The sequence below is a fragment of the Longimicrobium sp. genome, assembly GCA_036389795.1.
In the GTDB taxonomy this organism is placed as follows: Bacteria; Gemmatimonadota; Gemmatimonadetes; order Longimicrobiales; family Longimicrobiaceae; genus Longimicrobium.
The window spans coordinates 18,849-43,844 of record DASVWD010000230.1 but is presented as its reverse complement, the minus strand read 5'-3'; the positions used below and the strand labels follow the sequence as shown (position 1 = coordinate 43,844).

Below are 24,996 nucleotides of genomic sequence, written 5' to 3'. Positions count from 1 at the left end.
CTCGCACTCTCGCACTCTCGCACTCTCGCACTCTCGCACTCTCGCACTCTCGCACTCTCGCACTCTCGCACTCTCGCACTCTCGCACTCTCGCACTCTCGCACTCTCGCACTCTCGCACTCCTGGGCACTGGGCACTTGATCCTGGGCACTGGCCGTTCGGGGTTGACGGTTGCGCGGAGTGCGTTTATTTTGTGGTTTCCGAGAAACCCGCCTCAAGCGGTCTTGCTCAAGACTGAGAGGGGACCCGGGCAGGTCGGGGTCCCTTTTTCTTCCCCTCGAAACCGGCACTGGAGGATTGCGTGGTCGAGATTCAGCTTGGTGAGAACGATCGTCTGGACTGGGCGCTCAAGCAGTTCCGTCGCAGGATGATCCGCTCCGGCCTGTTCAAGGACATGCGCCGCAAGCGGTTCTACGAGAAGCCCAGCGAGGCGCGTAAGGCCAAGTCGAAGGCTGCGCAGCGTCGCCGCGCGAAGGACCGCCGCAACGCCCGCCGCCGCGACTGAGCGCGGCCGGGAACTCGGCGGAGTCAGGTCGGCTGGTACGGCGTATCCGGACCCCGACAGCAACGTTTCAGCACCCCACAGGGAGTACCGCAATGCGTACCACCGGCACGGTCAAGTGGTTCAACTCGGAGAAGGGCTACGGCTTCATCACGCCCGAGGACGGCCAGAAGGACTGCTTCGTCCATCACAGCGCCATCCAGTCCCAGGGCTTCCGCTCGCTCAACGAGGGTGACCGCGTGGAGTTCGACATCGTCCAGGGGACCAAGGGCCCCGCGGCCGAGAACGTCGTCCGCCTGGGCTGAGCCCGAGCCACCGACCGCCGAGAGGGGCGCCCCCAATGCGGGGGCGCCCCTCTTCTTTTCGTCGCGCCGCGGGGTTCGAGCCCGCTACAGCAGGCCGCAGTGCATGGCGCGGATGACGATCTCCTCCTGGCGGAAGCGGCGCTCCAGCTCCTCGCGGTAGAGGCGCCACCACTCGCGCTCCAGGTGCGGCGCCATCGCCTCCACCACCACCACGTCGTCGCGCGCGACGTCGCCCTCCTCGTCCTTCCACAGCCCCGCCGCGGGCGCGCGCAGGAACGCCGTCGCGCCGCCGAAGCGCTCGGTCAGCTCCTTCCGCACGGCGTCGAGGTCGGAGCGGGGGAAGGGCCTTCCCTGGTTGTCGCGGACCGGGAGCAGGATCTGGATCAGGTACACGGCTGGACGGCGGGTGCGAACGTACGAAAGCGCGAGAGTGCGAAAGTAGGGGATCGCCCGCGGCGCCGCCACTCACACACTTCGCACTTCGCACTTCGCACTTCGAATCTACCGCCGGATCCGCACCTTCACCGGCTTCGACAGCGTCACGTCCCGGGAGGTCTCCTTCTTCTCGATCGTCTCCTGGTACCACTCCTGCGAGCGGTCCGCGCCGCCGTTGACCATGATCCAGCGCGCCAGCTCCACCGCGTCGACGTTGCGCATGCGGATGCACCCGTGCGAGCGGGCGTACCCCAGCGACCCGGCCAGGCCGGTGCCGTGGATGTAGTAGTCGGGCTCGCGGAAGAAGATCTTCACCCGCCCCATCGGGTTCCCCGGCGAGCCGGGCGCCTCGGGCTCCTTGTCGCGCGCCCAGTCCGAGGGCGGCGGCCGCCAGCTGGGGTTCCAGATCAGGTGCCGGATGCGGAACTCGCCGGTGGGGGTCGGATACGACTCCAGCCCCACCGACACCGGCCAGCTCCGCACCACCTCGTCGCCGTTCGTCACGTACAGCATGCGGTCGGACAGGTCGACGGTGATGGCGAAGTTCTCCAGCCGCGGCGCCGGCTGCTCGACGGCGGCCTCCAGCGTGCTCACGATCAGGCCGCGCTCCAGCGGCGGCCGCGCCTGCTGCGCGCCCAGCGGCCCCGCCGCCAGGCCGAGCCCCAGCGCCCCTGCCGCGCACCATCTCTGCTTCATTCGCATCCCCCTGTTGCGCAGGAAGTTACCAGCCCGGACCCAACTTAATCCACCGCGGTCCGTAAAGCCAGGATTATGCCATCCGTTTCCCGGCGCGCCCGGTCCGCCTGGAGCACCGCGCGCCGCCGGGCTTGACAGATCAACTTCCATTGATGTATCGTTCCGCCATGGCTACCCGGACTCCCGCAGCGACGGGCCGCATGGCGAAGCTGTTCCACGCGCTCTCCGACGAGAAGCGGCTGCGCATCGTCGAGCTGCTGCGCTCGGGGGAGCGGTGCGTCTGCGAGCTCACGGGGGTGATTGAGGCGGGGCAGTCGCTCCTCTCGTTCCACCTGAAGACGCTGAAGGAGGCCGGGCTGGTGGTCGACCGCCGCGAGGGACGCTGGGTGTACTATGCGCTGGACCCGGAGGCGATCGCGGAGGTCGAGGACTTCGCGGGCGAGCTGCGGCTCGACGCGGAGTCGGCGGTGGGCTCGCGCTGCTGCGCGTGAGCCTTTTCTTTTTCCCCAACGCATCAAGAATTCTTGATGCGAGATTCGGAGGCCCGAGATGAGCACGACCGAGAACGCCGGCTGCTGCGATACCTCCTGCTGCGGCGGCGCGGCTGCATCGACCACCAGCGGCGCCGCGGCGGCGGTGCTGGACGCGCCCACGCCGGAGGGCGCCGAGGCGATCCGCGCCACGGTGCGCGAGAAGTACGGCCGGGCGGCGCTGCGCGCGGCGGCGGGCGGCGGCAGCTCCTGCTGCGGCGCGGCGGCCGGGTGCGGGTGCGCCGACCCGATCACCTCCAACCTGTACGACGCCGCGGAGACGACCGGGCTCCCCGAGCAGGCGGTGCTCGCCTCGCTGGGGTGCGGCAACCCCACGGCGCTGGCGGAGCTGCGCGAGGGCGAGACGGTGCTGGACCTGGGCTCGGGCGGCGGGATCGACGTGCTCCTCTCGGCGCGGCGGGTGGGGCCCACGGGGAAGGCGTACGGGCTCGACATGACCGACGAGATGCTGGAGCTGGCGCGGCGCAACCAGGCCGAGGCGGGGGTGGCGAACGCGGAGTTCCTCCAGGGGCACATCGAGGAGGTGCCGCTCCCCGACGCCTCGGTGGACGTGATCATCTCCAACTGCGTGATCAACCTCTCGGCCGACAAGCGCCGCGTGCTGGCCGAGGCGTTCCGCGTGCTGAAGCCGGGCGGCCGCTTCGCCGTCTCCGACGTGGTGGTGCGCGGCCCGGTGCCGCCCGAGGTGAAGCGCAGCGTGGAGCTGTGGGTGGGGTGCGTGGCCGGCGCGCTGGAGGAGGGCGAGTTCCGGCGGCTGCTGGAGGAGAACGGCTTCGTGGACGTCGACATCGAGCCCACGCGCGTGTACCGTGTCGAGGACGCCCGCGCCTTCCTGGCCGAGGCGGGGATCGACGTGGAGGCGGTCGCGCCGCAGGTGGACGGCCGCTTCATGAGCGCCTTCGTCCGCGCGCGGAAGCCGCTGGAAGCGTGATCCAGATCCAAACCGCATGTCTCACACGAGTCAACGGAGGCAACGGAGGAACCCCTTCGTTTGTCCTCCGTTGACTCCGTTTCCTCCGTGTGAGCGCTCGAGGACGCGATGCGATACGCGCTGATCTCCGACATCCACGCGAACCTGCCGGCGCTGGAGGCGGTCCTGGCGGACGTCGACGCGCGGCCGGGCGTGGACTCGGTGTGGCACCTGGGCGACCTGGTGGGCTACGCGCCGTGGCCGAACGAGGTGGTGGAGCTGCTGCGCGAGCGCGGCATCGGCGGGGTGGCGGGGAACTACGACTCGACCGTGGCGGCGGACTACAGGCACTGCGGCTGCCGGTACGAGGACCCGCGGCAGGAGGCGCTCTCGCACCTGTCGTACACGTGGACGCGCGAGCACGTCACGCCCGGGACGAAGCGCTTCCTGAGCGCGCTCCCCTTCCGCGTCGACCTGCGGCCGCTCGGCGGGCACGCGCCGGGGCCGCGGGTGGTCCTGGTGCACGGCAGCCCGGCGCTCAACACCGTCTACTGGACGGCGGACCGGCCCGACGACTTCTGCCTGAAGATGGCCGAACAGGCGGGCGCGCGCCCCGGCGACGTGGTCTGCTTCGGCCACACGCACGTCCCCTGGCACCGCGAGATCGGCGGCATCCACTTCGTGAACGCCGGCTCCGTCGGGCGCCCGAAGGACGGCGACTGGCGCGCGGGCTACGTGCTGCTGGCCGTCGGGGAAGGAGACCCGTCCGTCGAATTCGTCCGGGTGGAGTACGACGTGGAGCGGGCGATGGACGCCATCCGCCGGAGCGCGCTGCCGGACGACTTCGCCGAGTACCTGCGCACCGGCGGCAGGCCCGCGCCGGCGCACGCCTGACGCGCGTGGAGGGGTGAGGAGCTTCGGGGTGGCGCCGGCCCGGGGCGCCTGAAGGCGCGGCTACAACGGCGAAAAGCCCGCCTGCGCGGGCTCCTCCGGTGCGAGACGCAGCTGCGGCGCCGAGGGGCGAAGTCCGGCGAGCGAGGGCAGCGATGCCGCCCTACAGCTCGCCCGCTTCGCGCAATTCGCGGTGGTCGCGGAACATGCAGCGGTCCTGGACGACGCGGATGCCGGCTTCCTCCAGCCGCCGCGCGACCGCGTCGTTGCGGATGCCGAGCTGGAACCAGACGTACTTCGGCTTCAACGCCAGCAGCTCGTCGGCGTGCCCGTCGATCGCCTCGGGGCGGCGGAAGACCTCGACCACGTCGGGCGGCTCCGTCAGCTCCGACAGGCTGGCGACCGCGCCGGGGTAGCCGCGCCCGGCCAGCTTCGGGCTGACGGGGACGACGCGGTAGCCCTGCGCCTGCAGGTACGCCGGGACGTTGTGCGCGGGCGCCTCGGGCTGGTCGTCGCCCTTCATCCCCAGTACGGCGATGGTGCGGGCGTCGCGGAGGATGGTAGCGGGGAGATCGGGAACGGTGCTCATCGGCGGCTCGGCGGTCGGGAACGGATGACTCCGGGCCGCTGATGGTAGCGGGTGGAGGAGGATGGAGCAACGACAGCTCGGCCGCACCGGGCTCGCCGTGTCGCGCCTGGGGCTGGGGCTCGCGGCGCTGGGCCGGCCCGGGTACATCAACCTGGGCCACGCGCGCGACCTGGCGGGCCGCACCTCGGTGGAGGAGATGGAGGCGCGCGCCCACCGCGTGCTGGACGCCGCGTGGGCGGCCGGCGTGCGCTACTTCGACGCCGCGCGCTCGTACGGCCGCGCCGAGGCGTTCCTCGCCTCGTGGCTCGGCGCGCGGGGGATCGCGCCGGAGGCGGTGACGGTCGGCTCCAAGTGGGGCTACACCTACACCGCCGGCTGGCGCACCGACGCCCCCGTGCACGAGGTCAAGGAGCACTCCGCCGCCGTGCTCGCCCGCCAGCTCGGCGAGACGCGCGCGCTGCTGGGGCCGCACCTGGACCTTTACCAGATCCACTCCGCCACTCGGGAGAGCGGCGTGCTGGAGAACCGCGAGGTGATCGCCGGCCTGGCGCGGCTCAGGGCCGGGGGCGTGCGCATCGGTCTCTCGCTCACCGGCGCGGCGCAGGCCGACACCCTCCGGCGCGCGCTGGAGGTGGAGTGGGAGGGGGCGCGCCTCTTCGACGCCGTACAGGCCACCTGGAACCTGCTGGAGCCCTCCGCCGGCCCCGCCCTCGCCGAGGCGCACGCCGCCGGGCTGGGCGTCATCGTCAAGGAAGCGCTCGCGAACGGGCGGCTCACCGAGCGCAACGCCGACCCCGCCTTCGCCCCGCGGCTGGCAATCCTCCGCCGCGAAGCCGCGCGCCTGGAGACGAGCGTGGACGCGCTCGCGCTCGCCGCCGTCCTCGCCGAGCCGTGGGCCGACGTCGTCCTGAGCGGCGCCGCGACCGATGACCAGCTCGCGTCGAACCTGCGCGCGCTGGAAGTCGCCTGGGACGAACAAGCCGCGGATCGCCTCCGCGGCCTCGCGCAGGAGCGGGAGCGCTACTGGTCGGAGCGCTCCGGCCTCCCGTGGAATTGAGAGCGATCGGGATGGACTGCGGTCGATCGGGAAGGCGTGGCGCCAGGGATCCGCGCGACTCGCCGTCCACCAGGACCGTCGAGTAGATCCCTCGGGTCGCTACTGCTCCCCTGGGGGTGACATCGGTGTGCTGATCGAATGATCGCTCGTGAACGGATCGGGATCACTCATCGTCACGCCATCACCGATACCATCCCGAGCACCGGCCGCCCCAGCGCCTCGTCGCCGTCGATCCTCACCCGCGGCCTCGGGTCGGGCCCGCGCGAGGCCTTCGTGAACAGGCGCCAGGCCGCGTCGCCGTCCATCGATACCCGCGCCGCCGGACGCTCCGGGCGGCCCAGGTAGAGCCGCCACGCGCCGCCCTCGCGCACCGCCGTCCAGTCGCCCCCCGCCTCGCCCTCCACCGTCACCGTCACCGCCGTCCCGTCCGCCGCCTCGACGTGGCGGTACGTGTGCGGGAGCGCGCGCAGGAAGGCGTCGAGGACGGGGTGGTAGAGCTCGCGCGACTCGATCCCCGGCCGGCCGACCGCGTCGCGGACGTGCTGCTGGTGCAGCCAGCGCTCCGTGTACTCGCGCGCCACGTCGAGCCACATCGCCGAGCGCTCCTCGCCCGCCCAGGCCACGGGGAAGAGCGCCGGCCCGCGCGGGTCCGCGGCGGCGAACATCCGCGCCGCCTCGCGCCCGGTGAAGCCCAGCAGCTCCGTCAGCAGCGCCGGGCTGATCCGGCGCGCCGCCGCCACCCACTCCGCGTTTAGCGCGTTCAGGAACGCCACCAGCTCGCCGTGGGAGCGGATCGGCTCCGGCGCCGCCGTGGCGAACCAGCCGTCGCGCTGCACCGAGATGCGGCGCAGGTCGCCGTCCAGCAGGTGCGCCGCCACGTCCTTCACCGTCCAGAGCGAGCAGGCGGTCGGCCGCTCCCAGTCGTCTGGCGCCAGGGCGCGCAGCACCTCCAGGAGCTTCTCGTGCAGCCGGGGGAAGAGGTGGGCCGTCGCGACCTCGCCGGGCGGGCGCATCAGTACCGGACGAGCGAGAACACGTCGTGTCCCTCCAGCCCCCGGCGCCCGTTCAGGAACTCCAGCTCGATCAGGAAGGCCACCGACACCACCTCGCCCCCCACGTGCTGGATCAGCTCCACGCTGGCGCGGGCGGTGCCGCCGGTGGCCAGCAGGTCGTCGACCAGCAGCACCCGCTCGCCGGGCCGGATGGCGTCGACGTGCATCTCCAGCACGTTGGTGCCGTACTCCAGCGCGTACTCGCGGCGCACCCGCTCCGCCGGCAGCTTCCCCAGCTTGCGGATGGGTACGAACCCCACCCCCAGCTCCACCGCCAGCGGCGCCCCGAAGATGAACCCGCGCGACTCGATCCCCGCCACCACGTCGACGTTCGCCTTGCGATAGCGCTGGGCGAACAGGTGCACCACCTCGCGCAGCGCCGCCGCGTCGCGCAAGAGCGGCGTCACGTCGCGGAAGAGGATCCCCTCCACGGGAAAGTCCGGCACGTCGCGGATCAGCGCCTTCAGGTGGTCCACGGGCTCACTCCTCTCCGGTTCGGGAACGGCGAACTGCCTGGTCTGGGCGTGTCCCTCCGCTGCGCTCCGGGCCGGGCTGCGCGCGCGGTAGGGCACGATACCACCGTGCCCAACCGCGCCGGGCCACCGCCGCCACGATACCCCTGTGGCGCCGGCGTCCCGGCCCTGCCGGGCGCGCATCCCTCACGCGGGGTTCCGTCGTATCGACCCCGCTGCCGCGCGAATCTCAGCGGAGTGCGCGAGGCATTACTTTCGCACTTTCGCACTCACGCACTTCCCTACCGCGTCAGCACGCTCTGGTACTTCTCCCACTCGTCCAGCACCATCCCGGCGCCGCGCACCACGCAGGAGAGCGGCTCGCTGTCCAGGTGGATCGGCAGCCCCGTCTCGTCGGCGAGCAGCGCGTCGAGGCCCTTGATCAGCGCGCCGCCGCCGGTCATGGTGATCCCCTCGTCCACGATGTCGGCGGCCAGCTCCGGCGGCGTCACCTCCAGCGCGCGGCGGACGGCGCCCACGATGGCCTGCACCGGCTCCTGGATCGCCTCGCGGATCTCCTCCGAGTAGACGCGGATGGTCTTGGGGATGCCGCTCACCAGGTCGCGGCCGTTCACGTCCATCTCGCGCTCCTGCCCCGTGGCCCGCGCCGAGCCCACCTGGATCTTGATGCTCTCCGCCGTCGCCTCGCCGATCAGCAGGTTGTAGCTCTTGCGGACGAAGGCCATGATCGCCTCGTCGAACTCGTTGCCGCCCACGCGGATCGACGCGTCGGCCACGATCCCCGACAGCGCGATCACCCCGATCTCGGTGGTCCCGCCGCCCACGTTCACCACCATGCTCCCGTGCGGGGAGAGCACCGGCAGCCCCACCCCGATCGCCGCCGCCATCGGCTCCGAGATCAGGAACACCTCCTTGGCCCCCGCCGCCGCCACCGCCGAGCGCACCGCCCGCCGCTCCATCTCGGTGATCCCCGAGGGCACCCCGATCACCACCCGGGGCTTGATGCGGAAGAGGCCGCGCGGGAGCACCGTGCCCAGGTAGTGGCGCAGCATCAGCTCGGCCATGTCCACGTCGGCGATCACGCCGTCGCGCATGGGGCGGATGGCCACGATCCCCTCGGGGGTGCGCCCGAGCATGCGCTTGGCCTCCAGGCCGATGGCGCGCACCTTCCCCGAGCCGCGCTCCACGGCCACCACCGAGGGCTCGTTGAGGACGATCCCCCGCCCCTTGACCTGGATCAGCGTGTTGGCGGTGCCGAGGTCTACCGCGATGTCGGGCACGGGTGCGGCGGCTGTCGGGTGCGTGGAGTGCGGCCTGCGGACGCGCGAGGGGCGGAATCTAACGCGCGCCCGCGGGAGCGGACAGGAGCGCGCGGGGTAGAACGATGCGATTGACCGTCCGCGGAAGCGGGCTTAGCATAGACTTACGGGCTCACCTCCTGCAAACGGGAAGGCGACGATGATGTTCTTCCACCGGGAGACGCAAGGGATCCGCATCAGCGCGCAGCCGTTCTACGTGGCCGAGCACTCCGACCCCGAGGAGGCGCGCTACGTGTACGCCTACCGCATGCGCATCGAGAACGTGGGGCAGGAGACGGCGCAGCTCGTCTGGCGGCACTGGATCATCCACGACCCCGTGGCCGGCAACAGCGAGGTGGAGGGCGAGGGCGTGGTGGGCGAGCAGCCCACCATCGGCCCCGGCGACGTGCACGAGTACCAGAGCTTCTGCATCCTGGAGGGCCCCCAGGGCTCCATGGAAGGCTCCTACGAGTTCCGCCGCCCCGACGGCTCCCGCTTCCGGGCCGAGATCCCCCACTTCCTCCTGCGCACCTACTCGGCGTAGGGAGCGGAGGACAAAACGGACGAACTTTACAACCCGTTTTGGATTCGCTATCTTGTCTGCCGGAAAGCATCGCCAGAACCCGAAGCGCGCCGCCATGAGCACGAGATCCAGGCCGACTCTGTCCTACGAAGGTACGCTGGAAGTCCTTCACGAGATCGAGCACGGATCGCCTGACACTCCGGAGCGGCAGGCTATGTTTGAGCACGCACGAGTGATGCGGCCCGCGGTGGACCGGCTGTTCGAGAGAATCCGGCAGCAAACGCCGGTGGAAGAGGAACCCCATGTCTGATCCAGCGCGCCTGCAGCGGCCCCGCCACCCCAGCCTGCGGCCCACGCCTCCGCTCTCCGTCGAGGCTTCGGAGGCCATCCTGGAGGAGATGGAGCGCCCACCCGCGGACACTCCCGAGCGGCGGGCCACCTTCGAGCGCATGCGGGTGATACAGGCCGTCGTCCGCGAGATGCTGGATGCGGAGCAGGCGAAGGTCCAGAACGAGTAGCGCGCAGAACCGTCCCAGGAGATGTACGGGTAGGTCCGTCATGTGGCCTGCCCGTTTCTTTGTCCTCCGCCTTCAACTCAATGACCTGACGATACGAGACCGCCCCCGGAGCACCGTGCTCCGGGGGCGTTCGCGTTTGCGTACTTTCGTACTCCCGTACTACCGCGCGGCGGCGGGCGAGAGGCGGTGCTCGTAGATCACGACGCCCCGCCGGGCCAGCGCGTCAATGTACGCCGCGGCGGGCATGGACTCGTCGGGGGTCCAGACGCCGGGCTCGATCTCGCCGGCGGCCTGCAGCGCGCCGGTGATGGCCAGCGAGTAGCCGGTGGTGCGCATCATGGCGGTGATGCCGGCCTCGGGGTCGAAGCGGTCGAGCAGGTCCCAGCGCAGCAGCAGCTCCTCGCCGTCCTTCTCTCCCTCCACCTCCACCCGCAGCGCCACCAGGTCCGGGCTCTGGCGCGGGTCCTTGCGCAGCTTCTCAGCCGCCACGGCGATGAACACGTCGCGCGGCTTCACCTGCACGCCCTTCACGCTCACCGGCTCCTGGCCCAGCATCCCCAGCTCGCGGACGGCCTCCATGATGCGCGCGTGGCCGGGGTAGCGCAGCGTCTTGTACTCCATGGTGGGGATCTTCCCCTCGTAGCGCTGCGCCATGGTCGAGAGCCCGCCCGCGGTGTGGAAGGCCTCCAGCATGCCCACGCCGGGGAAGTCGAGCTCCTCGACCTCGGAGAGCGCCTTCACCTGCGCGGGCCTGCCGTCGCGCAGGACCCAGGAGAGCGTGGTGTAGTAGTCGAGCACGCCCTCCAGGGAGTAGACGATCTGGTAGTTGAGCGGCGGCTCGGGGTGCTGCGGCAGGCCGCCCACCTTGATGCGCACGGCGCGCACGGCGTCCAGCTGCCGGATGCCGTGCTCGGCCAGGATGTTCACCATCCCGGGCGCCAGGCCGCAGTCGGGGACGACGCTCACGCCCTGGGCCTGGGCGCGCTCGTGCAGCGCCTTCTGCTGCAGCACGATCTCGGTGTTGCCGCCCAGGTCGCAGAAGTGCGCCCCCTGGTCCACGGCGGCCACCGCCATCCCCAGGTTGAAGTAGTAGGGGAAGGCGCTCATCACGGCGGCCGCGCCCTCCATGGCGTCGCGCACGGCCTGGCGGTCGTTGGCGTCCAGCCTGAGCGCCGTGAGCCGCCCGCCCAGGTACGGCCGCAGGAAGTCCGGGAGGGCGTCGACGGCCAGGTCGGCGATCACCACCTCGTGATCGGTGTTCGCGAGCAGGTCGTAGGCGCACGCGCTGCCCTGCTGACCCGCGCCGAGCACGAGCATCCGCATGTCTGGCAACTCCTTCGCTGGCAAGAGAGACGGAAGTCCCGGCCGCCAGGCGTCCGGGACGCGGCGGCCCGCGCGCGGTCCAGGGCGGCGGGCGGAAAGCGCGGGAAGATAGTGGAGGGCCGCGGGTGGCGCAAAAGCGCCGGACCGGACGCGGGTGGGGGCGCCCAAGCGGATCGTGGGGTCCCACCACGCTACCCGGAGCATCGAGCGGAGCATGCCGCCCGGGCATGCTCCGCTCGACGACTTCCTTCGGTTCCCGCCGTCAGCCCACCAGCTCCAGCACGTCCTCCTGGCGGGTGAGCAGGGCGTCGGGGCGCTCGCGCTCCAGCGCCTCGCGGGGAAAGGGGCCCCAGAGCGCGGCGGCGGTGCGGGTGCCGGCGGCGCGGCCGGCGGCCAGGTCGTGCGGCGAGTCGCCCACGAAGAGCGCCTCCGCGGGGGCGACGCCCAGCCTGGCGAGCGCGAAGAGCACCGGGTCGGGGTGCGGCTTGGGGTTCGCCACGTCCTCGGGGGTGACGATCAGGCCGAAGTGCTCCGTGATGCCGCAGAGGTCCATCCCCCGGATCGTCGCGCGGCGGTACTTGCTGGTGACGATGGCGAGCGCGACGCCGCGGCGGGCCAGCTCGGCCACCGTCTCGGCGGCGCCGGGGAAGGGGCGCAGCAGGTCGTCGTGGTGCTGGAGCTGGTAGTCGCGGTAGGTGTCCAGCATGGCGGACGCCTCGCCGGGCGTGCGGGCGAAGCGGGCCAGCTGCACGTCGAGCGGCGTGCCGAAGCCGCGCAGCCACTCCTCGTCGGGCGGGCACTCGCCCAGGTGCGTGCGCATGGTGTGGCGGTAGCACCGCATGATCAGCTCGGTGCTGTCGGCCAGCGTCCCGTCGAAGTCGTAGAGTACGGCGCGGATGGGGGTCAGGGCGGTCAACTGCTTCCGTCTGCTTGCTGTTCAGGCCGAGCGCAGCAGGCGGCGCTCGTGCGTGGCGATCTCGTCCTCGGCCGGCTCGTCGCGCGCGGGGTCGCGCAGGAACAGGCGAATGAACTCCTGCGGGGTGACTTCGGAATACTCGTACGCCTTGCCGCCCTTCCCAGAAACCCTGAGCGCGCGCCGTTCGGGGTCGTAGGTGAACCGCTTCCCGCCGATGCGCCTGGGCTTGCGCGGATCGACCTTAAGGTAGTTGTCGATGTCGTCCAGCGCGTCTTCGGCATAGGGCCGCACCTCGGGGTCCGCCATCTGCTCGAGCAGCACCGGGAGCACGCGCGCCAGGTCCAGCTTGCCGTGGACGCGCGCGATGTGGCCCAGCGCAGTCGCGGCGTTGCAGCGGACCCACAGGTTCGGGTGGCGCGCGTAGTCGAGCGCGAGGCTCTCCGCCTCCTCGAAATCGGGGCCGTGCAGCGAAAGCCGCAGCAGCGCACGCAGGATTTCCTGAGGATCACCCGAAGCGAAAGCACGCTCCGCCCTCTCCCGCGAGATCGGTCCGAATCCCTGGTTGACCAGCGTCTCCGCGCTCACAGGATCCTCCCGCGGCGATCCGCCATGCCCGCTGCGATCAGTCGATTTCTCATGTCCTGCTGCAACGCTTCCCAGGGAACCACATACCCGTGGAAACACTCCGCGTTCGGCCATTGGTCGACTGCCCAGAGGTGACGCCGCAACACCACGAAGACACGCTCTTCCCAGTCGACGCTGATCCGGGCGAAGGAAGTAGGCTTCACCCGTACCGAGTAGTCAAGTGCCTCCTGTCCTTCGCGCGGCTCGCGGCTGACGATCCCGTGCTCCTCCTCGGCGTGCTTGCCTGGATTCGGCTCGTAGACGCGCCTCCAGACCGGGCCCAGCGGCCGCGCGGGGGCACGGGCCGGTTCTTCCTCACCACCGTCCTCTCGCGGCATCTCATCGTCGGCGACCGGGAAGGCAGGAACCGCTTTGGATGAGACGTAAGATTCACGAAAGGTCCAGAAGTGTCAAGATTACAGGTCCCGAAGCCACGCAGCACTCCTCGTCGGGCGGGCACTCGCCCAGGTGCGTGCGCATGGTGTGGCGGTAGCACCGCATGATCAGCTCGGTGCCGTCCGCCAGCGTCCCGTCGAAGTCGTAGAGTACGGCGCGGATGGGGGTCGGGGCGGTCAACTGCTTCCGTCTGCTTCCTGGTCAGGCCGAGCGCAGCAGGCGGCGCTCGTGCGTGGCGATCTCGTCCTCAGCCGGCTCGTCGCGCGCGGGGTCGCGCAGGAACAGGCGAATGAACTCCTGCGGGGTGACTTCGGAATACTCGTACGGCCTACCACCCTTCTCCGACACCCGGAGCGTCCGACGCTCTGGATTGTACGTGAAGCGCTTCCCGCCGATGCGCTTGGGCTTCCGCGGATCGACTTTCAGGTAGATCTGGATGTCGTCCAGCGCCGCGTCGGCCCAATCTCTCACTTCGGAATCCATCATCTGCTCCAGTAGCGCAGGAAGTACCCGGGCCAGGTCCAAGTTGCCGTGTACGCGCGCGATGTGCCCCAACGACGTAGCCGCATTCCGCCGCACCCATACGTCATCGTGCCGGGCGTACTCCAGGGCGAGACGCTCCGCGTATTCGAAGTCGGGACCGTTCATCGCGAGCCGCAGCAACGCACGCAGGATCTCCTCGGGCTTTCCCGTGGCGAACGCCGCCTCCGCCCGCTCCCGCGAAATCGGTCCAAAACCCTGGTTCACCAGCGACTTCGTCTTCACAGTATCCTCCCGCGACGGTCAGCAATACCCGCCCTGATCAGCGCGTTCCGCAACTCCTGCGACAGAGTCTTCCAAGGCACCGCATACCCATGGAACTTTTCGGAGTTCGGACGGCCTCGAAACTCGCCGGCACCGTGCCAACGCAACACGACGAACGTTCCCTTTTCCTGATCCAGGCCAACCCGCACCGGAAAAGAAGCCTTCACAGCCACGGAGAAGTCAAGCGCCTCCTGCCCGTCTCGCGGCTGCCGGGCGATGCGCCCCCGTTCCTCCGGCCCGTGCTTCGGATTCGGCTCGTAGGTCCGCCTCCAGACCGGGCCCAGCGCCGAGGCGCAGGCCGGTTCTTCCTCACCACTCCCGTCTCGAGGCATCTCATCGTCAGCGACCGTGAAAGGAGGAACCGCCTTGGATGAGACGTAAGATTCACGAAAAGTCCAGAAGTGTCAAGATTCCAAGGGCGACGTGGTCGATCCGCGACGCGCGCTCGACCACGGCGTCGCGTCCCGGGCCGAGGGCGAGCACGGGGACGGGGTTGCGCGTGTGCTCGCCGGTGACGTCTTCCAGGTTGCCATGGTCGCTGGAGACGACCAGGAGCGCGTCCTCGGGGAGCGCCTCGACCAGGCCGCCGAGGAAGGCGTCGACCTTCTCCAGGGCGGCCACGGCGCCGGGCATGCCGCCGCGGTGGCCTACGTAGTCGGTGTCGTAGTGGGCGAAGAGCGTCACCTCGGCGTCGGCGGCGATGCGGGCGAGGCGGCGGCCGGCCTCGGCGGGGGCGACGTCGGGGAGCGCGTCGCCGACACGGGCGCGCCAGTGCTCGTTGGTGATCGACGAGGCCACGGCGCGTCCTTCGGCGAGCTCGGGGAGGTCGCGGGTGAGCACGCCGGCGGCGCGGGCGGCGAGCGGGGGCGCGGCGGGGCGGCGGAAGATGCGCGGGTCGGCGGCGACGCCCGCGAGCGGGTAGGCGTTGGCGAAGGCGGCCCGCGCGCCGGCGGCCACGGCCCGGCTCAGCAGGTTCTCGGCGGCCAGCAGGTCGCGCAACGCGGTGGGGACCCAGGGGCCGAAGTGGCGGCCGTAGGCTTCCGCGGCGTTGCGCCCGGTGAGGAGCGCGGTCTGCCCCGTCCCGCTCTGCGGCACGCCGGGCACTCCCAGCGTGGCGTCCGCCACGGCGAGGACGGCGGTGTCGGTGGCGATGCGGCCCTCCGCGTCCAGGTCGTCGGCGACGGGGAGGCGGCCGCCCAGGAGCCGGCGCAGGTTCGGCAGGTGCGCGCGGGCGAACGGGTTGCGCTCCGGGTCGCCCTCGCCGACGCCGACGCCGTCGAGGAAGACCAGGAGCGCGCGCTGCGGGCGGTCGGGCGGCACGGCGGACCGGGTGCGGGGGGCGGGATCGGGAGGCGGAAACCTAGCGTGCGAGGGGGAGGGGCGACAGGAAAGCGGAAGGATTCGTGGTGGTTGGGCGAGATCGGCGCGGCGGCGAGGGGGATGCCCCCTCCCCGGCCCTCCCCCGCTGCGCGGGAGAGGGAGAACTCAGCGCGGGAAATGGGTTCGGCGCGGACAGGACGGATCGGCGCGGCGGCAGGGGCGGTCGAGACATGTCTCGCCCCTACGAGTGCCGTCGTTCGCTACCGATGCTGCGTGAGGGATGCGCGCCCGGAGGGCCGGGACGCCGCCGCGACACGGGGTATCGTCGCGGCGGTGGCCCGGCGCGGTTGGGCACAGTCGTATCGTGCCCTACCGCGCGCGCAGCCCGGCCCGGAGCGCAGCGGAGGGACACGCCCAGAACTGCAGTGCGAAGTGCGAGGTGCGAAGTGCGAAGTGCGTCCTTCGGAGCCACAAAAAAGCCGCCGCCGGACTTCCGGCAGCGGCCTTTCCGATCGTCTTTCGCGACGGCGCTCAGCGGGGGATGCGGAGCTTCTGGCCGGGGCGGATGCGGCTGCGGGCGCCCAGGCCGTTGGCGCGCTGGATGGCCTTCACCGTGGTGTCGTTGCGCCGGGCGATCGTCCACAGCGACTCGCCGCGGCGGACGGTGTGCGTCCGGGCCGAGCTGGTGCGGCGGGCGGCGGAGCGGCGGACCTCGGCGCGGCGCTCCTCGGCGCGCTTGGCCTCGGCCACCCGCTCGGCGCGGGCGCGCTCGGCGGCGCGGGCCTCGGCCTCCCTGCGGATGCCCTCGACGGCGCCGGCGTAGCGCTCGCCGCGGCCGGCGGGGATGCGCACCGGGTACGGCTTGCTCCCCGGCGGGGTCATCTTCTTCACCAGGTGCGGGTTGAGCCGCGCCAGGTCCTTCTCCTCGACGCCGATGGCGCGGGCCACCACGTCCAGGTCGGTGCCGCCGGGGACGCGCACGGTCTCGTACTCCAGCGGGAGCCAGCGCTCCACCTTCCCCAGCCCATACTTCTGCGGCTCCTTGCCGATGAGCGCGGCGGCCAGCATCAGCGGCACGTAGTCGCGCGTCTCCTTCGGCAGGCGGTGGCGGATGCGCCAGAAGTCGGCGTCGCGCCCCTGCTGGCGCCCCAGGCCGGCCTTCATGGCCCGCCCCACCCGGCCCGAGCCGCCGTTGTACGCGGCCGCCGCCAGGTACCACGAGCCCATCTCGCCGTACAGGTCGCGCAGGTGGCGCAGCGCCGCGTCGGTGGACTTCTCGGGGTCGCGCCGCTCGTCGACGTAGCCGTCCACCCGCAGGCCGTAGTCGCGCGCGGTGCCGGCCATGAACTGCCAGAGGCCCACGGCGCTCACGCGCGACCGGGCGTTGGGGTTGAACCCCGACTCGATCATGCTGAGGTAGACCAGGTCCTCGGGCATCCCCCGCGCGCGCAGCTTGGCGCGGATCATGGCCTCGTAGCGGCCGGAGCGCTTGAGGTAGCGGGCCATCTCGTCGGCCTGCGACCCGGTGAGCACGTCCACGAAGTGCTCGACCGAGGCGTTGCGCGTCATGGGGATGTCCCACCGCGCCGACGTCGTCGCGGCGGCGGCCTCGCGCACCAGGGCGGTGGAGATGAGGCCGGAGCGCTCGCCGGCGCGGACCGGGCTGGAGCCGCCCGTGGCGGTCAGCGCCGCGCCGAGCACGCTCCCCACGAGAAGGGCGACCGGCAATGCCGTCCTGAACTGCATGCTACCTCCGGGATGGGCACCACGGGGCACCGCGACCTGCGGTTCGGCAGAAGCTCGGGAACTGCCTGGGATCTGGAGACACGGGGAGGGCAACGACCGCGGATGAACGCTGCTCATTTGCCCTTTGTGCTTCCCAAGATAATGGGGAACAAAGGGTTACACAACCACCGGGGGTGATTTTCAGGGATTCCTAACGATTTCCGCTACGGGGCGCCGGGGGGGCGGCGCTGGGTCCAGAGGCGTACCAGGGCGGCCACGGCCAGCCAGAAGAGGAAGAAGGCGGCGGGCCAGGCGAGCAGCCGCGGGAGGAAGATGCCGAGCGCGGCGAAGCCGAAGAGGAGGACGGCCAGGGCGGCGATCCAGCCGGTGTCCTCGCGCCCGATCATCCGCTCGCCGACCAGGGCGCGCACCAGCACGGAGCCGGCGCGGGCCAGGCGGCCCACGGTGCGCCCCACCTCGCTGCCGCGGTAGGAGCGGCGCCGCGCCTCGCGGGCCTCGGCGCGGCCGGGTTTGGCGCGGTCGTCGGGGTGCTCCAGCACCAGCCGCTCCACGGCGCGCCGCTCGCGGAAGCCGAGCCCGCCGGCCACGCGGGTGCGCACCAGGCTGATCTCCACGGCGCTGGCCAGGTCGTCCAGGAAGAGGTCTTCCATGGCGGCGGCGAAGTCGCGGTCGGTCACCGCCACGTCCATCTCCCAGTTCCCCATCAGCGAGGCCAGGTTCATGTTGGTGGAGCCCACCCGCGCCCAGAGGCCGTCGGCCACGGCGGTCTTGGCGTGGATCATGGGCCCCTCCCACTCGAAGATGCGCACCCCGGCCTCCAGGAGCGGGCGGTACCCGGCGCGCGACATGCCGCCCACGATCGGCCAGTTGTTGTAGGCGGGGACCAGCACGCGCACGTCGACGCCGTCGCGGGCGGCGGCGGCGAGCGCCTCGGCCATGGCGGGGGGGAGGACGAAGTAGGGGTCGGTGATCCAGAAGCGCCGCTCGACGCCCACGGCCACGAACTGCGAGAGGCGGTAGATGCGGCTCTTCCCCGGCTCGCCCTCCACCACGCGCACGCCCACGTCGCCCACGCGCTCGACCTGCGCGGGGTCGGGGATCTCGTCGGGGGGGAGCGGGGCGCCGGCGGCCTCCCAGGTGCGGGCGAAGGCGCGGTCCAGCACGGCGACGACGGGGCCGCGGAAGTCGACGCCGGTGTCGCGCCAGGGGAGGATGCCGAGCTCGGGGTCGCCCGCCCACTCGTCGCCGATGCACATCCCGGTCACCGAGGCGTACTCGCCGTCGATCGCCAGCACCTTGCGGTGGTCGCGGCGCAGGAACGAGAGCGGGTTCTGCAGCTGCGGCGGGGCGAAGGCGCGCACGTCGACGCCGGCTTCCTTCAGCGGCCGGAAGAAGCGCCGCGGGGTGGCCCAGCAGCCGAACCAGTCGTAGAGGAGCCGGACGGGGACGCCTTCGCGCGCCTTCTCGCAGAGCGCGTCGCGGAAGAGGCGCCCCGTCTTGTCGGGGCGGAGGATGTAGTTCTCCAGGTGCACCCAGCGCTCGGCGCGGCCGATGGCCTCGAGCCACGCGGGGAAGGCGCGGCTGCCGTCCACCAGCAGGCGCGCGGTGTTGCCGCGCACCTGGAGGGCGTCGGAGGCGCGCACCATGGCCCGCTCGGCGTAGCGCACCAGCGTGCGCATGGCCGCGGGGTGCCCCGGGGCCCGGAGCGCGCGCGGCTCGTCGGGGAGAGCCGGCAGGGGCGCGGGGAGGCTCGCTTCGCGGATCGGGTCGCTCACGCGTTCCGGGAGAAAAGTGCGTAAGTGCGTGAGTGCGTGAGTGCGTAAAACCGCGTTCGGCCGGGGCCGGGCGCAAACACCCGGCCACCGGCGTGCTGTGGGAATGATAGGAGCGTGCGGCGGGGGGCGGAAGGAAGAGCGCCCGGCGCGGGTGGATCGGGCGAATGGAATTCGCGGCAACAACCACACGAAGTCCGCCTGCGCGGACTCCCACGCCGGGATCCGCGCGTGCGGCGGCCACTCGCACGGATCCGGGCCATGAGCGTTGTTCTCCCTCTCCCGCGAAGCGGGGGAGGACCGGGGAGGGGGCGCGCCCACCCGCGGCCGTGCCGATGCCGGTGGGAGCGCAGAGGGGTCTTCTACGCCGCCAGCACGCGGCGCAGGGTCTCGGCGGTCTGGGAGACGTAGCCGCCGCCGAAGAGGTTGACGTGCACCAGCAGGTAGTAGAGCTGGTAGATGCCGCGGCGGACGTCGCGGTAGCCGGGGAGGAGCGGCCAGGCCTCTTCGTACGCGGCGTAGAAGCGGGCGTCGAAGCCGCCGAACAGCTCGCTCATCGCCAGGTCGGCCTCGCGGTGGCCACGGTAGACGGCGGGGTCGATGAGCGCGGGGGCGCCGCCGGCGGAGAGCACGTTCCCGCCCCACAGGTCGCCGTGCAGCAGCGAGGGGCCGTCTTCCTCCGCCGGGGCCAGCAGCTCGGGGAGGCGGTCGAAGAGGCGCTCCCACTCGGGCGGGGTGGCGGGGACGCGGCCCTTGAAGCGCGCCAGGTCCAGCTGCGGCGTCAGGCGGTGGTCGCGCCAGAAGTCGGCCCAGGTGGGTGCGGCGGGGTTCTCCTGCGGGAGCGAGCCGATGAAGTTGGGCGCGTCCCACCCCCACCGGCCCGTCCGCGCGCGGTGGATCGCCGCCAGGCCGCGGCCCAGGCGCTCGGCGAAGTCCGCGGCGCGGGGGGCGGGCTCCAGCCATTCGAGCGCGATCCACGCCGGCCCGGGGGCCCTGTCGTCCGAGACGGCGAGGACGGCGGGGACGCGCACCTCGTCTCCCGCGGCGGCGGCGAGCGCGGCGAGGCCCTCCGCCTCGGCGGTGAAGAAGCGCGCGGGGGCGCTGCCGTGGTGCTTGAGGAAGGCGGGGCCGCGCTCCGTGTCGATCCGGAGCGTCTCGTTGATGCACCCGCCGCCCACGGGCTCGGCCGAGCGGACGGCGCCGAGGCGCGCCTCGACCTCCCGGCGGACGGCGTCCGGGAGCATCAGCGGCCCCCGCGCTCGGCCAGGATGTGGTCCAGCAGCCCGGCGCAGGCGCGCTCGACGATGTCGTGCACGTCCTCGAATCCGCGCGGGCCGCCGTAGTAGGGGTCGGGCACGTCCAGCGCGTCGGCGGCGGGCTCGAACTCGCGCAGCAGGTGCACCTTCGCCGTGCCGCGCGTGGCGGCCTGGAGCGAGCGGACGACTTCCAGGTTGTCGGTGTCCATCGCCACCACGTAGTCGAAGCGGCGCAGGTCGTCGGGGGCGACCTTGCGGCTCTTCCCCGTCAGCTCCACGCCGCGGCGGCGCGCGGTCTCGGTGCTCCGGCGGTCGGGCGGCTCGCCGATGTGCCACCCCGACGTCCCCGCCGAGTCGATCTCGAACGACTCCGCCAGCCCGCGCTTCTCCACCTCGTGCCGGAAGACCGCCTCCGCCAGCGGCGAGCGGCAGATGTTGCCCAGGCAGACGAAGAGCACGCGCGTCGGTTCCGTCGCAGCCATGTCGGTCGTTGCGGCTCATGCGATGCTGGGCCGGCGCTCGTCGGGCTCCTACGCGAAGAGCGACCCACCAGCGGAGGCGGAGTAGATCCCTCGGGTCGCTACCGCTCCCCTCGGGATGACAGCGCCCGGGTGGCGAGGATCATACCCGGCGGGCGGAGCGATGCAAGGGGGAAAAGGAGAGCGCCGGGCGCGCCGCTGTGGCGCGCCCGGCGTCCTCCTGGGATGATCATCATACCCGGACTTTACGAACGCCGCAGCTCCCCCAGCGGGAAGATCGCCGCTCCGTCGCGAGGGCAGCACCAGGCGCCGGTCTCGTGATCGTAGTCCAGCGGATGGTTCGGGTGCCGCGGGCAGGCGGGCCACGTCGTATCGACGAACGTGTCCTGGACGTACTGCTGGAAGTCGTCGACGACCATCTGGCCGAAGTATCGCTGGGCCTTCTCGAGGCCGTCCGCCTCCACCGCCTCGTCGCTCAGCGCGATCGAGCGCGTGTTCTCGGCAATTGAGAGCACGTCCTCGTGGAAGCCATCTCCGAGGGTGTGGGAGACGTCGCGCTCCAGGAGGTAGACGACGTGGTCGGGTTCGAGCGTGGTCGGGGTCATTGGGTCACCCGTTCTACATCGGCCGGATGGCGCGGGCGATGAGGCCGACGCCGACGGCGAGCATCCCCAGCATCATCAGCGTCTCGAAGAGGCTGGTGGTCTGGAAGTAGATGTCGAGGTTCAGGATGATCCCGGCGAAGATGATCACCAGGCCCATGAAGGTGAGCAGCCGCCCGGCGATGGAGCGGCCGTTGAAGGCCAGCAGCCCGATCCCCATCAGGAGCGGCACCAGCGAGAGGCCGAAGGCGTTGTAGCCCCACAGCCGCCAGCCGCCGGTATGCACCATCACCCGGCTGGTGAGCATGTACGCCCCCGCCGTGGCCAGCCCCAGGCCGAAGACGAACATCCCCACCCCGCCCGCGGTGCCGCCCGCGCCCGGGTTCGCGTCGCCGGGAACCTGCTCGTCCATGCTCATCGCTCGCCGTCCTCTCGCGGTGAGGGCACGCGCGTTGCCCATACGCGTGCCGGGGATCGTTCCAACCTTCTACCGGCGGAGTCCCATGGGACTTACGGAAATCCTGATCTGGCTGCTGGTGGGGCTGGTGGCCGGCGCCCTCGCCTCGATGGTGGTGGGCGGCATCGGCTACGGCCTCATCGGCGACATCATCGTCGGCATCGTCGGCGCCTTCATCGGCGGCTGGCTCTTCGGCGCGCTCGGCATCTCGGCGGGGATCAGCGGCATCGCCGGGCAGATCCTGGTGGCCTTCATCGGCGCCGTGGTGCTGCTGCTGATCCTGCGGCTGCTGATGGGCGCCACGCGAAGGCGAAGGCTTTGAAGTCCTTAGTCCTTAGTCCTGAGTCCTTAGTGCTTTAGTGCTGAACGCGAGAGCAGACTCAGGACTAAGGACTAAAACACTAAGGACTATGCGTTCGCGACGGGAAAGCGCATGACGCGCTGCTGCTCGGCGGTCAGCGCGTCCCAGACCGCGCGGGGGATGGCGCTCACCTCGCGGCTGTCGTCGGCGTACCAGCGCCGCACGTAGCGGATCGTCACCAGCGCCCGGGGGACCGGGGTCGTGTTCGGCGTGCCGCGGTGCAGCGCCCAGGGATGCCGGATCAGCACGTCCCCGACCTCCAGCACGACGGGCCGCAGCTGGATCTCGCCCGCTTCGACCGCGCGCATCGCTTCGGCGCGCGGCAGCCGGTGGGTGCCGGGCGCGATCTCGATCGGGCCGTTCTCCCTCGTGATCCGCGACAGGCCGAAGCTGACCACCAGCATGTACGGAGGCAGGGAGAGGTCGGGTGCCTCGCCGAACAGGGGCCTGGCGTAGTCCGCGTGCACGCCCTGGTAGCCCGAGCCCTGGAGCGGCACGTCGCATCCCCACTGGTCGGCGACGACGCGGTCGTCCATCGCGCCCCGGACGATGCCCAGGACCGTGTCGTCGAAGAAGAAGTCCGGCGCGAAGCAGGGCGCCTCGAACGGCATCGGGAAGAAGTGGCGGTTCGCTCCCCGGTTCGGCTCGTGCCGCTCGACGTGCGCGAGCAGCACGGGCCACACCGCCGTCCGGCAGGCGTCGACGAGCGGCCGCGCGAAGCGCCGGGGAAGCACGCAGTACCCCCTCTCCTCCAGCTCGCCGAGCCTGTCCCGCGCGTCGTCCATGGGCCGCGTCAGCGTGATCCAGGAGCCAGGTGAAGCTCGGAAGCGGGCCACCAAGGACTAAGCACTAAGGACTAAGCCACTAAGGACTCAGGACTTAGCACTTAGCACCCAGGACTCACGCCTTCGCGCCGCACTCCGGACAGAACTTGGCCGACGACGGCACCTCGGCCGAGCAGCCGGAGCAGGTGCGGTTGAGCGAGGTGGGCGTGCCGCACTCCGGGCAGAACTTGCCGCGGCCCACGGGCGCGCCGCAGTCGCGGCAGCTCACCACCCGCTCCTGCAGGTCGGCCTGCGAGACCTCGGCGCTGGCGTACGCCACCTCGCGCGCGCGGTTCAGCTTGGCCTCGCGGCGGATGGCGGCCAGCTCGGGGTCGAGCCGCGGCACGCAGGAGATGCAGGTGCCCTCGTCCTCGTTCCAGCAGTTGTCGCACATGTGGTTGGCGCAGCGCGGGCAGCGGTGGAAGTGCTCCTTCGCCTGCTCCACCGCCTTGCGCAGCGCCGCGTCGCGCGCCTTGGACCAGCCGGCGCCGCGCACCTGGCTGATGGCGTTGCGCGCCGTGCCGAAGAACCCGCCGAACAGCCCCTCCGCCGCCCCCAGCACGCTCTCGGCCGTCCCCGCCGCGTAGCGGTCGAACGGCGACCGCCACGAGTCGTGGCAGTGCTCGCAGTAGAACTCGAACTGGAACCCCTGGTCGGTGGACAGGTCGTTGTAGTTGTCCGAGAACTGGATCTCGCTCATCAGGGAAACCTCGGGAAAGGCGGGGGACGAGGGACGGGCGTGCGGAAGCGGCAGACGGCTGCGGACCGGAAAGATAAATACCGGGCGCGGCGGGAACAACCGTCGCCGGACGGGAGGCCGAACGCTCGCGGGCGCCATCGTTCGCGACGGCGCCCGCTTCGGCTCACCCGGCGGTGCGAGAGCACTCAGGACTCAGGACTTCGCACTCCGCACTCCGCTCAGACGGCGGCGCGCACCGGGGCTTCGTGGGCGGCGCCGGCGCGGCGGCGGAGCTTCTGGGCCAGGTCGGCGATCAGCACCTGGGTGAAGGCGAGCGGCACCAGCCGGCCGTCGCTGCCGTCGTCCTGCATGATGCGCCCGGTCTGTCCCGGCACGAAGGTGTCGGGGAAGCGCTCGGCCGCCCAGTCGTCGACCGCCTCGGCCGGCAGGTCGTGGGGGACGCGCACCACCAGCACGCCCTCGCCCTCCTCGTCGGAGCACACCTGCCCGCCGAAGCGCTCGCAGACCCCGTTGCCGCGCACGGCCTCGGCGGCGGCGCGGCGCAGCGTCAGCGTGGCGCGCACCTCCGAGTCGGGGGAGTCCCACTCGGGGATCTCGTAGCACACCACCAGGTCGGCGCGCTCGGCCTGCGGGAGGACGTACTGCTTGGAGTCGAGGAGGTGCTGGGCGATGAACTTGAGGACCTCGGCCTCGGTGTAGCCGCGCGTCTTCACGTCGCGGCGCAGCTTCCAGCGGAAGAGCAGCTCGGGCTCGGGCTGGAGGAAGACGGCCAGGTCGTACGCCGCGCGCAGCTCGTCGCTGGGGAAGCCCAGCAGCCCGCGCGCGATCACCACCTCATTGGGCTCGACGGTGCGGATGGGGCCGAAGGTGCCGTCGGAGTGGTCGTAGCGCCGCATGCGCACCGGCCGCCCGCGCCGGAAGAGCTGCAGGTGCTCCTGCATCAGCGACAGGTTGTGCACCGTCGGGTTGAGCGACGTCAGCCCCAGCTCGGCCCGCTCGGCGCGGGTGTAGCGGTGGTAGTCGTCCAGCTCCAGCGTCGAGACGCGGTCCGGGCCCAGCAGGGCGCCCACGCCCTCGGCCACGGTGTGCTTGCCGCTCCCCGAGTCGCCGACGATCCCCAGCACGAAGGGGAGGTGCTCCTGCGCCCCCGCGTCGAACTGAACGCCGCTCATGATGCCGGCACGCGATACCGCGCCGTGTGCGCTGCGGCCATGAAGACCTCCATTTCCCAGGCTGGCGAAGAAGATGGACAAGGTAGTGCCGTCGCGCGCGGCGCGAAAGCACGGCGACCCGGCGCGCCCGTTTGGGGCCGGATCCAGCGCTCGGCGATCACGAGGAAGGGGAGCGTGACTTCGTGAGACCCGGCGCGGGGCCTCGCGTTCGGCGGGGAGGATTAGAAAGAGGTGAAAAGAAGAGCAGCGCACCCGAGCGGGGTGCGCCGCCGCATCTCACTCCCTGAAAGTAGTGCTGGCGGGGGGCGCCGTCGAAAGCGCTTCGACGGCATGCAGCACTTCTTGAAAGCGGCGCCCGGAGCCGCAGGGGCACAGGTCGTTGCGCCCGAGCTTCTCGACCAGCTCCTTGTCGCCGTGGACGACGCGCACTCCGCGCTTCACCCGC

Annotated in this window: 32 protein-coding genes; 9 read left to right on the top strand and 23 right to left on the bottom strand. The window is 71.5% G+C overall.

Annotation, left to right across the window (positions count from 1 at the left end):
- Positions 1-300 precede the first annotated feature (300 nt).
- The gene (gene rpsU / locus VF746_27200) at positions 301-504 is read left to right on the top strand and encodes a 30S ribosomal protein S21 (GenBank protein ID HEX8696134.1); all 204 of its coding nucleotides are present in this window, start codon (positions 301-303) and stop codon (positions 502-504) included.
- Positions 505-596: 92 nt separating this feature from the next.
- On the top strand, positions 597-806 hold the full coding sequence (locus VF746_27195; GenBank protein HEX8696133.1) for a cold shock domain-containing protein: 210 nt from the start codon (positions 597-599) through the stop codon (positions 804-806).
- 84 nt (positions 807-890) lie between these two features.
- On the opposite strand, the gene VF746_27190 is transcribed toward VF746_27195, so the two are convergent.
- On the bottom strand, positions 891-1,199 hold the full coding sequence (locus VF746_27190) for a hypothetical protein (GenBank protein HEX8696132.1): 309 nt from the start codon (positions 1,197-1,199) through the stop codon (positions 891-893).
- A 108-nt stretch (positions 1,200-1,307) separates the two neighbouring features.
- Entirely contained in the window at positions 1,308-1,937 is a 630-nt protein-coding gene (locus tag VF746_27185) for a L,D-transpeptidase (protein ID HEX8696131.1), read from the bottom strand.
- A gap of 200 nt (positions 1,938-2,137) precedes the next feature.
- Between VF746_27185 and VF746_27180 the strand changes: the two genes are divergently transcribed.
- From VF746_27180 to VF746_27170, 3 genes are all read left to right on the top strand, one after another.
- Complete coding sequence (locus tag VF746_27180; protein ID HEX8696130.1) at positions 2,138-2,428, top strand: metalloregulator ArsR/SmtB family transcription factor; 291 nt, start codon at positions 2,138-2,140, stop codon at positions 2,426-2,428.
- 58 nt (positions 2,429-2,486) lie between these two features.
- Positions 2,487-3,419: an arsenite methyltransferase gene (locus VF746_27175; GenBank protein HEX8696129.1), complete on the top strand. Its 933-nt coding sequence runs from the start codon at positions 2,487-2,489 to the stop codon at positions 3,417-3,419.
- 108 nt (positions 3,420-3,527) lie between these two features.
- A complete protein-coding gene (locus tag VF746_27170) occupies positions 3,528-4,292 on the top strand; it encodes a metallophosphoesterase family protein (GenBank protein HEX8696128.1) in 765 nt (254 codons plus the stop codon).
- A gap of 160 nt (positions 4,293-4,452) precedes the next feature.
- On the opposite strand, the gene VF746_27165 is transcribed toward VF746_27170, so the two are convergent.
- Positions 4,453-4,878, bottom strand: coding sequence for a CoA-binding protein (locus tag VF746_27165; protein ID HEX8696127.1), 426 nt, complete (start codon positions 4,876-4,878; stop codon positions 4,453-4,455).
- A gap of 61 nt (positions 4,879-4,939) precedes the next feature.
- On the opposite strand from VF746_27165, the gene VF746_27160 reads away from it, so the two are divergent.
- The gene (locus VF746_27160) at positions 4,940-5,935 is read left to right on the top strand and encodes an aldo/keto reductase (GenBank protein HEX8696126.1); all 996 of its coding nucleotides are present in this window, start codon (positions 4,940-4,942) and stop codon (positions 5,933-5,935) included.
- 173 nt (positions 5,936-6,108) lie between these two features.
- Here VF746_27160 and VF746_27155 read toward each other — a convergent pair whose 3' ends face one another.
- The 3 genes from VF746_27155 to VF746_27145 all read right to left on the bottom strand — a co-directional run bounded on the left by VF746_27155 (position 6,109) and on the right by VF746_27145 (position 8,740).
- Positions 6,109-6,948, bottom strand: coding sequence for a maleylpyruvate isomerase family mycothiol-dependent enzyme (locus tag VF746_27155; protein HEX8696125.1), 840 nt, complete (start codon positions 6,946-6,948; stop codon positions 6,109-6,111).
- The gene (locus tag VF746_27150; protein HEX8696124.1) at positions 6,948-7,463 is read right to left on the bottom strand and encodes an adenine phosphoribosyltransferase; all 516 of its coding nucleotides are present in this window, start codon (positions 7,461-7,463) and stop codon (positions 6,948-6,950) included. Before VF746_27150 ends, VF746_27155 begins: the two co-directional genes overlap by 1 nt.
- Before the next feature lie 278 nt (positions 7,464-7,741).
- Positions 7,742-8,740, bottom strand: coding sequence for a rod shape-determining protein (locus VF746_27145; GenBank protein HEX8696123.1), 999 nt, complete (start codon positions 8,738-8,740; stop codon positions 7,742-7,744).
- 178 nt (positions 8,741-8,918) lie between these two features.
- On the opposite strand from VF746_27145, the gene apaG reads away from it, so the two are divergent.
- Positions 8,919-9,302 (top strand): Co2+/Mg2+ efflux protein ApaG, encoded by a 384-nt coding sequence (gene apaG, locus VF746_27140; protein ID HEX8696122.1) that lies wholly within the window; start codon positions 8,919-8,921, stop codon positions 9,300-9,302.
- Between the two features lie 281 nt (positions 9,303-9,583).
- Positions 9,584-9,799, top strand: coding sequence for a hypothetical protein (locus VF746_27135; protein HEX8696121.1), 216 nt, complete (start codon positions 9,584-9,586; stop codon positions 9,797-9,799).
- 159 nt (positions 9,800-9,958) lie between these two features.
- Here the strand turns inward: VF746_27135 and VF746_27130 are convergent, their stop codons facing one another.
- The 13 genes from VF746_27130 to VF746_27070 form a co-directional block, all read right to left on the bottom strand.
- Positions 9,959-11,122, bottom strand: coding sequence for a saccharopine dehydrogenase C-terminal domain-containing protein (locus VF746_27130; GenBank protein ID HEX8696120.1), 1,164 nt, complete (start codon positions 11,120-11,122; stop codon positions 9,959-9,961).
- A gap of 262 nt (positions 11,123-11,384) precedes the next feature.
- Positions 11,385-12,038, bottom strand: a complete 654-nt coding sequence (locus tag VF746_27125) for an HAD-IA family hydrolase (GenBank protein ID HEX8696119.1) — start codon at positions 12,036-12,038, stop codon at positions 11,385-11,387.
- 21 nt (positions 12,039-12,059) lie between these two features.
- Positions 12,060-12,623 carry a HEAT repeat domain-containing protein gene (locus VF746_27120; GenBank protein HEX8696118.1) on the bottom strand — a complete coding sequence of 188 codons (564 nt, stop codon included), beginning with the start codon at positions 12,621-12,623 and terminating at the stop codon, positions 12,060-12,062.
- Entirely contained in the window at positions 12,620-13,000 is a 381-nt protein-coding gene (locus tag VF746_27115) for a hypothetical protein (GenBank protein HEX8696117.1), read from the bottom strand. Before VF746_27115 ends, VF746_27120 begins: the two co-directional genes overlap by 4 nt.
- A 52-nt stretch (positions 13,001-13,052) precedes the next feature.
- Positions 13,053-13,238, bottom strand: a complete 186-nt coding sequence (locus tag VF746_27110) for an HAD hydrolase-like protein (protein ID HEX8696116.1) — start codon at positions 13,236-13,238, stop codon at positions 13,053-13,055.
- A 21-nt stretch (positions 13,239-13,259) separates the two neighbouring features.
- A complete protein-coding gene (locus tag VF746_27105; GenBank protein ID HEX8696115.1) occupies positions 13,260-13,823 on the bottom strand; it encodes a hypothetical protein in 564 nt (187 codons plus the stop codon).
- A 423-nt stretch (positions 13,824-14,246) separates the two neighbouring features.
- The gene (locus VF746_27100; GenBank protein HEX8696114.1) at positions 14,247-15,182 is read right to left on the bottom strand and encodes an alkaline phosphatase family protein; all 936 of its coding nucleotides are present in this window, start codon (positions 15,180-15,182) and stop codon (positions 14,247-14,249) included.
- A 531-nt stretch (positions 15,183-15,713) separates the two neighbouring features.
- On the bottom strand, positions 15,714-16,928 hold the full coding sequence (locus tag VF746_27095; GenBank protein HEX8696113.1) for a transglycosylase SLT domain-containing protein: 1,215 nt from the start codon (positions 16,926-16,928) through the stop codon (positions 15,714-15,716).
- A 203-nt stretch (positions 16,929-17,131) separates the two neighbouring features.
- Entirely contained in the window at positions 17,132-18,703 is a 1,572-nt protein-coding gene (locus VF746_27090; GenBank protein HEX8696112.1) for a phospholipase D-like domain-containing protein, read from the bottom strand.
- A gap of 359 nt (positions 18,704-19,062) precedes the next feature.
- Positions 19,063-19,944: a fructosamine kinase family protein gene (locus tag VF746_27085; GenBank protein HEX8696111.1), complete on the bottom strand. Its 882-nt coding sequence runs from the start codon at positions 19,942-19,944 to the stop codon at positions 19,063-19,065.
- Positions 19,944-20,438, bottom strand: coding sequence for a low molecular weight protein-tyrosine-phosphatase (locus VF746_27080; GenBank protein HEX8696110.1), 495 nt, complete (start codon positions 20,436-20,438; stop codon positions 19,944-19,946). Before VF746_27080 ends, VF746_27085 begins: the two co-directional genes overlap by 1 nt.
- A 242-nt stretch (positions 20,439-20,680) precedes the next feature.
- Positions 20,681-21,040, bottom strand: coding sequence for a hypothetical protein (locus VF746_27075; protein ID HEX8696109.1), 360 nt, complete (start codon positions 21,038-21,040; stop codon positions 20,681-20,683).
- 13 nt (positions 21,041-21,053) lie between these two features.
- The gene (locus VF746_27070; GenBank protein HEX8696108.1) at positions 21,054-21,455 is read right to left on the bottom strand and encodes a hypothetical protein; all 402 of its coding nucleotides are present in this window, start codon (positions 21,453-21,455) and stop codon (positions 21,054-21,056) included.
- Positions 21,456-21,540: 85 nt separating this feature from the next.
- On the opposite strand from VF746_27070, the gene VF746_27065 reads away from it, so the two are divergent.
- A complete protein-coding gene (locus VF746_27065) occupies positions 21,541-21,816 on the top strand; it encodes a GlsB/YeaQ/YmgE family stress response membrane protein (protein ID HEX8696107.1) in 276 nt (91 codons plus the stop codon).
- Between the two features lie 86 nt (positions 21,817-21,902).
- Here the strand turns inward: VF746_27065 and VF746_27060 are convergent, their stop codons facing one another.
- The 4 genes from VF746_27060 to VF746_27045 form a co-directional block, all read right to left on the bottom strand.
- The gene (locus tag VF746_27060) at positions 21,903-22,640 is read right to left on the bottom strand and encodes a phytanoyl-CoA dioxygenase family protein (GenBank protein HEX8696106.1); all 738 of its coding nucleotides are present in this window, start codon (positions 22,638-22,640) and stop codon (positions 21,903-21,905) included.
- A gap of 115 nt (positions 22,641-22,755) precedes the next feature.
- Positions 22,756-23,379 (bottom strand): zinc ribbon domain-containing protein, encoded by a 624-nt coding sequence (locus tag VF746_27055; protein HEX8696105.1) that lies wholly within the window; start codon positions 23,377-23,379, stop codon positions 22,756-22,758.
- Between the two features lie 218 nt (positions 23,380-23,597).
- Positions 23,598-24,551 (bottom strand): hypothetical protein, encoded by a 954-nt coding sequence (locus VF746_27050; protein ID HEX8696104.1) that lies wholly within the window; start codon positions 24,549-24,551, stop codon positions 23,598-23,600.
- 276 nt (positions 24,552-24,827) lie between these two features.
- Complete coding sequence (locus tag VF746_27045) at positions 24,828-24,992, bottom strand: SEC-C metal-binding domain-containing protein (GenBank protein ID HEX8696103.1); 165 nt, start codon at positions 24,990-24,992, stop codon at positions 24,828-24,830.
- Positions 24,993-24,996 lie beyond the last annotated feature (4 nt).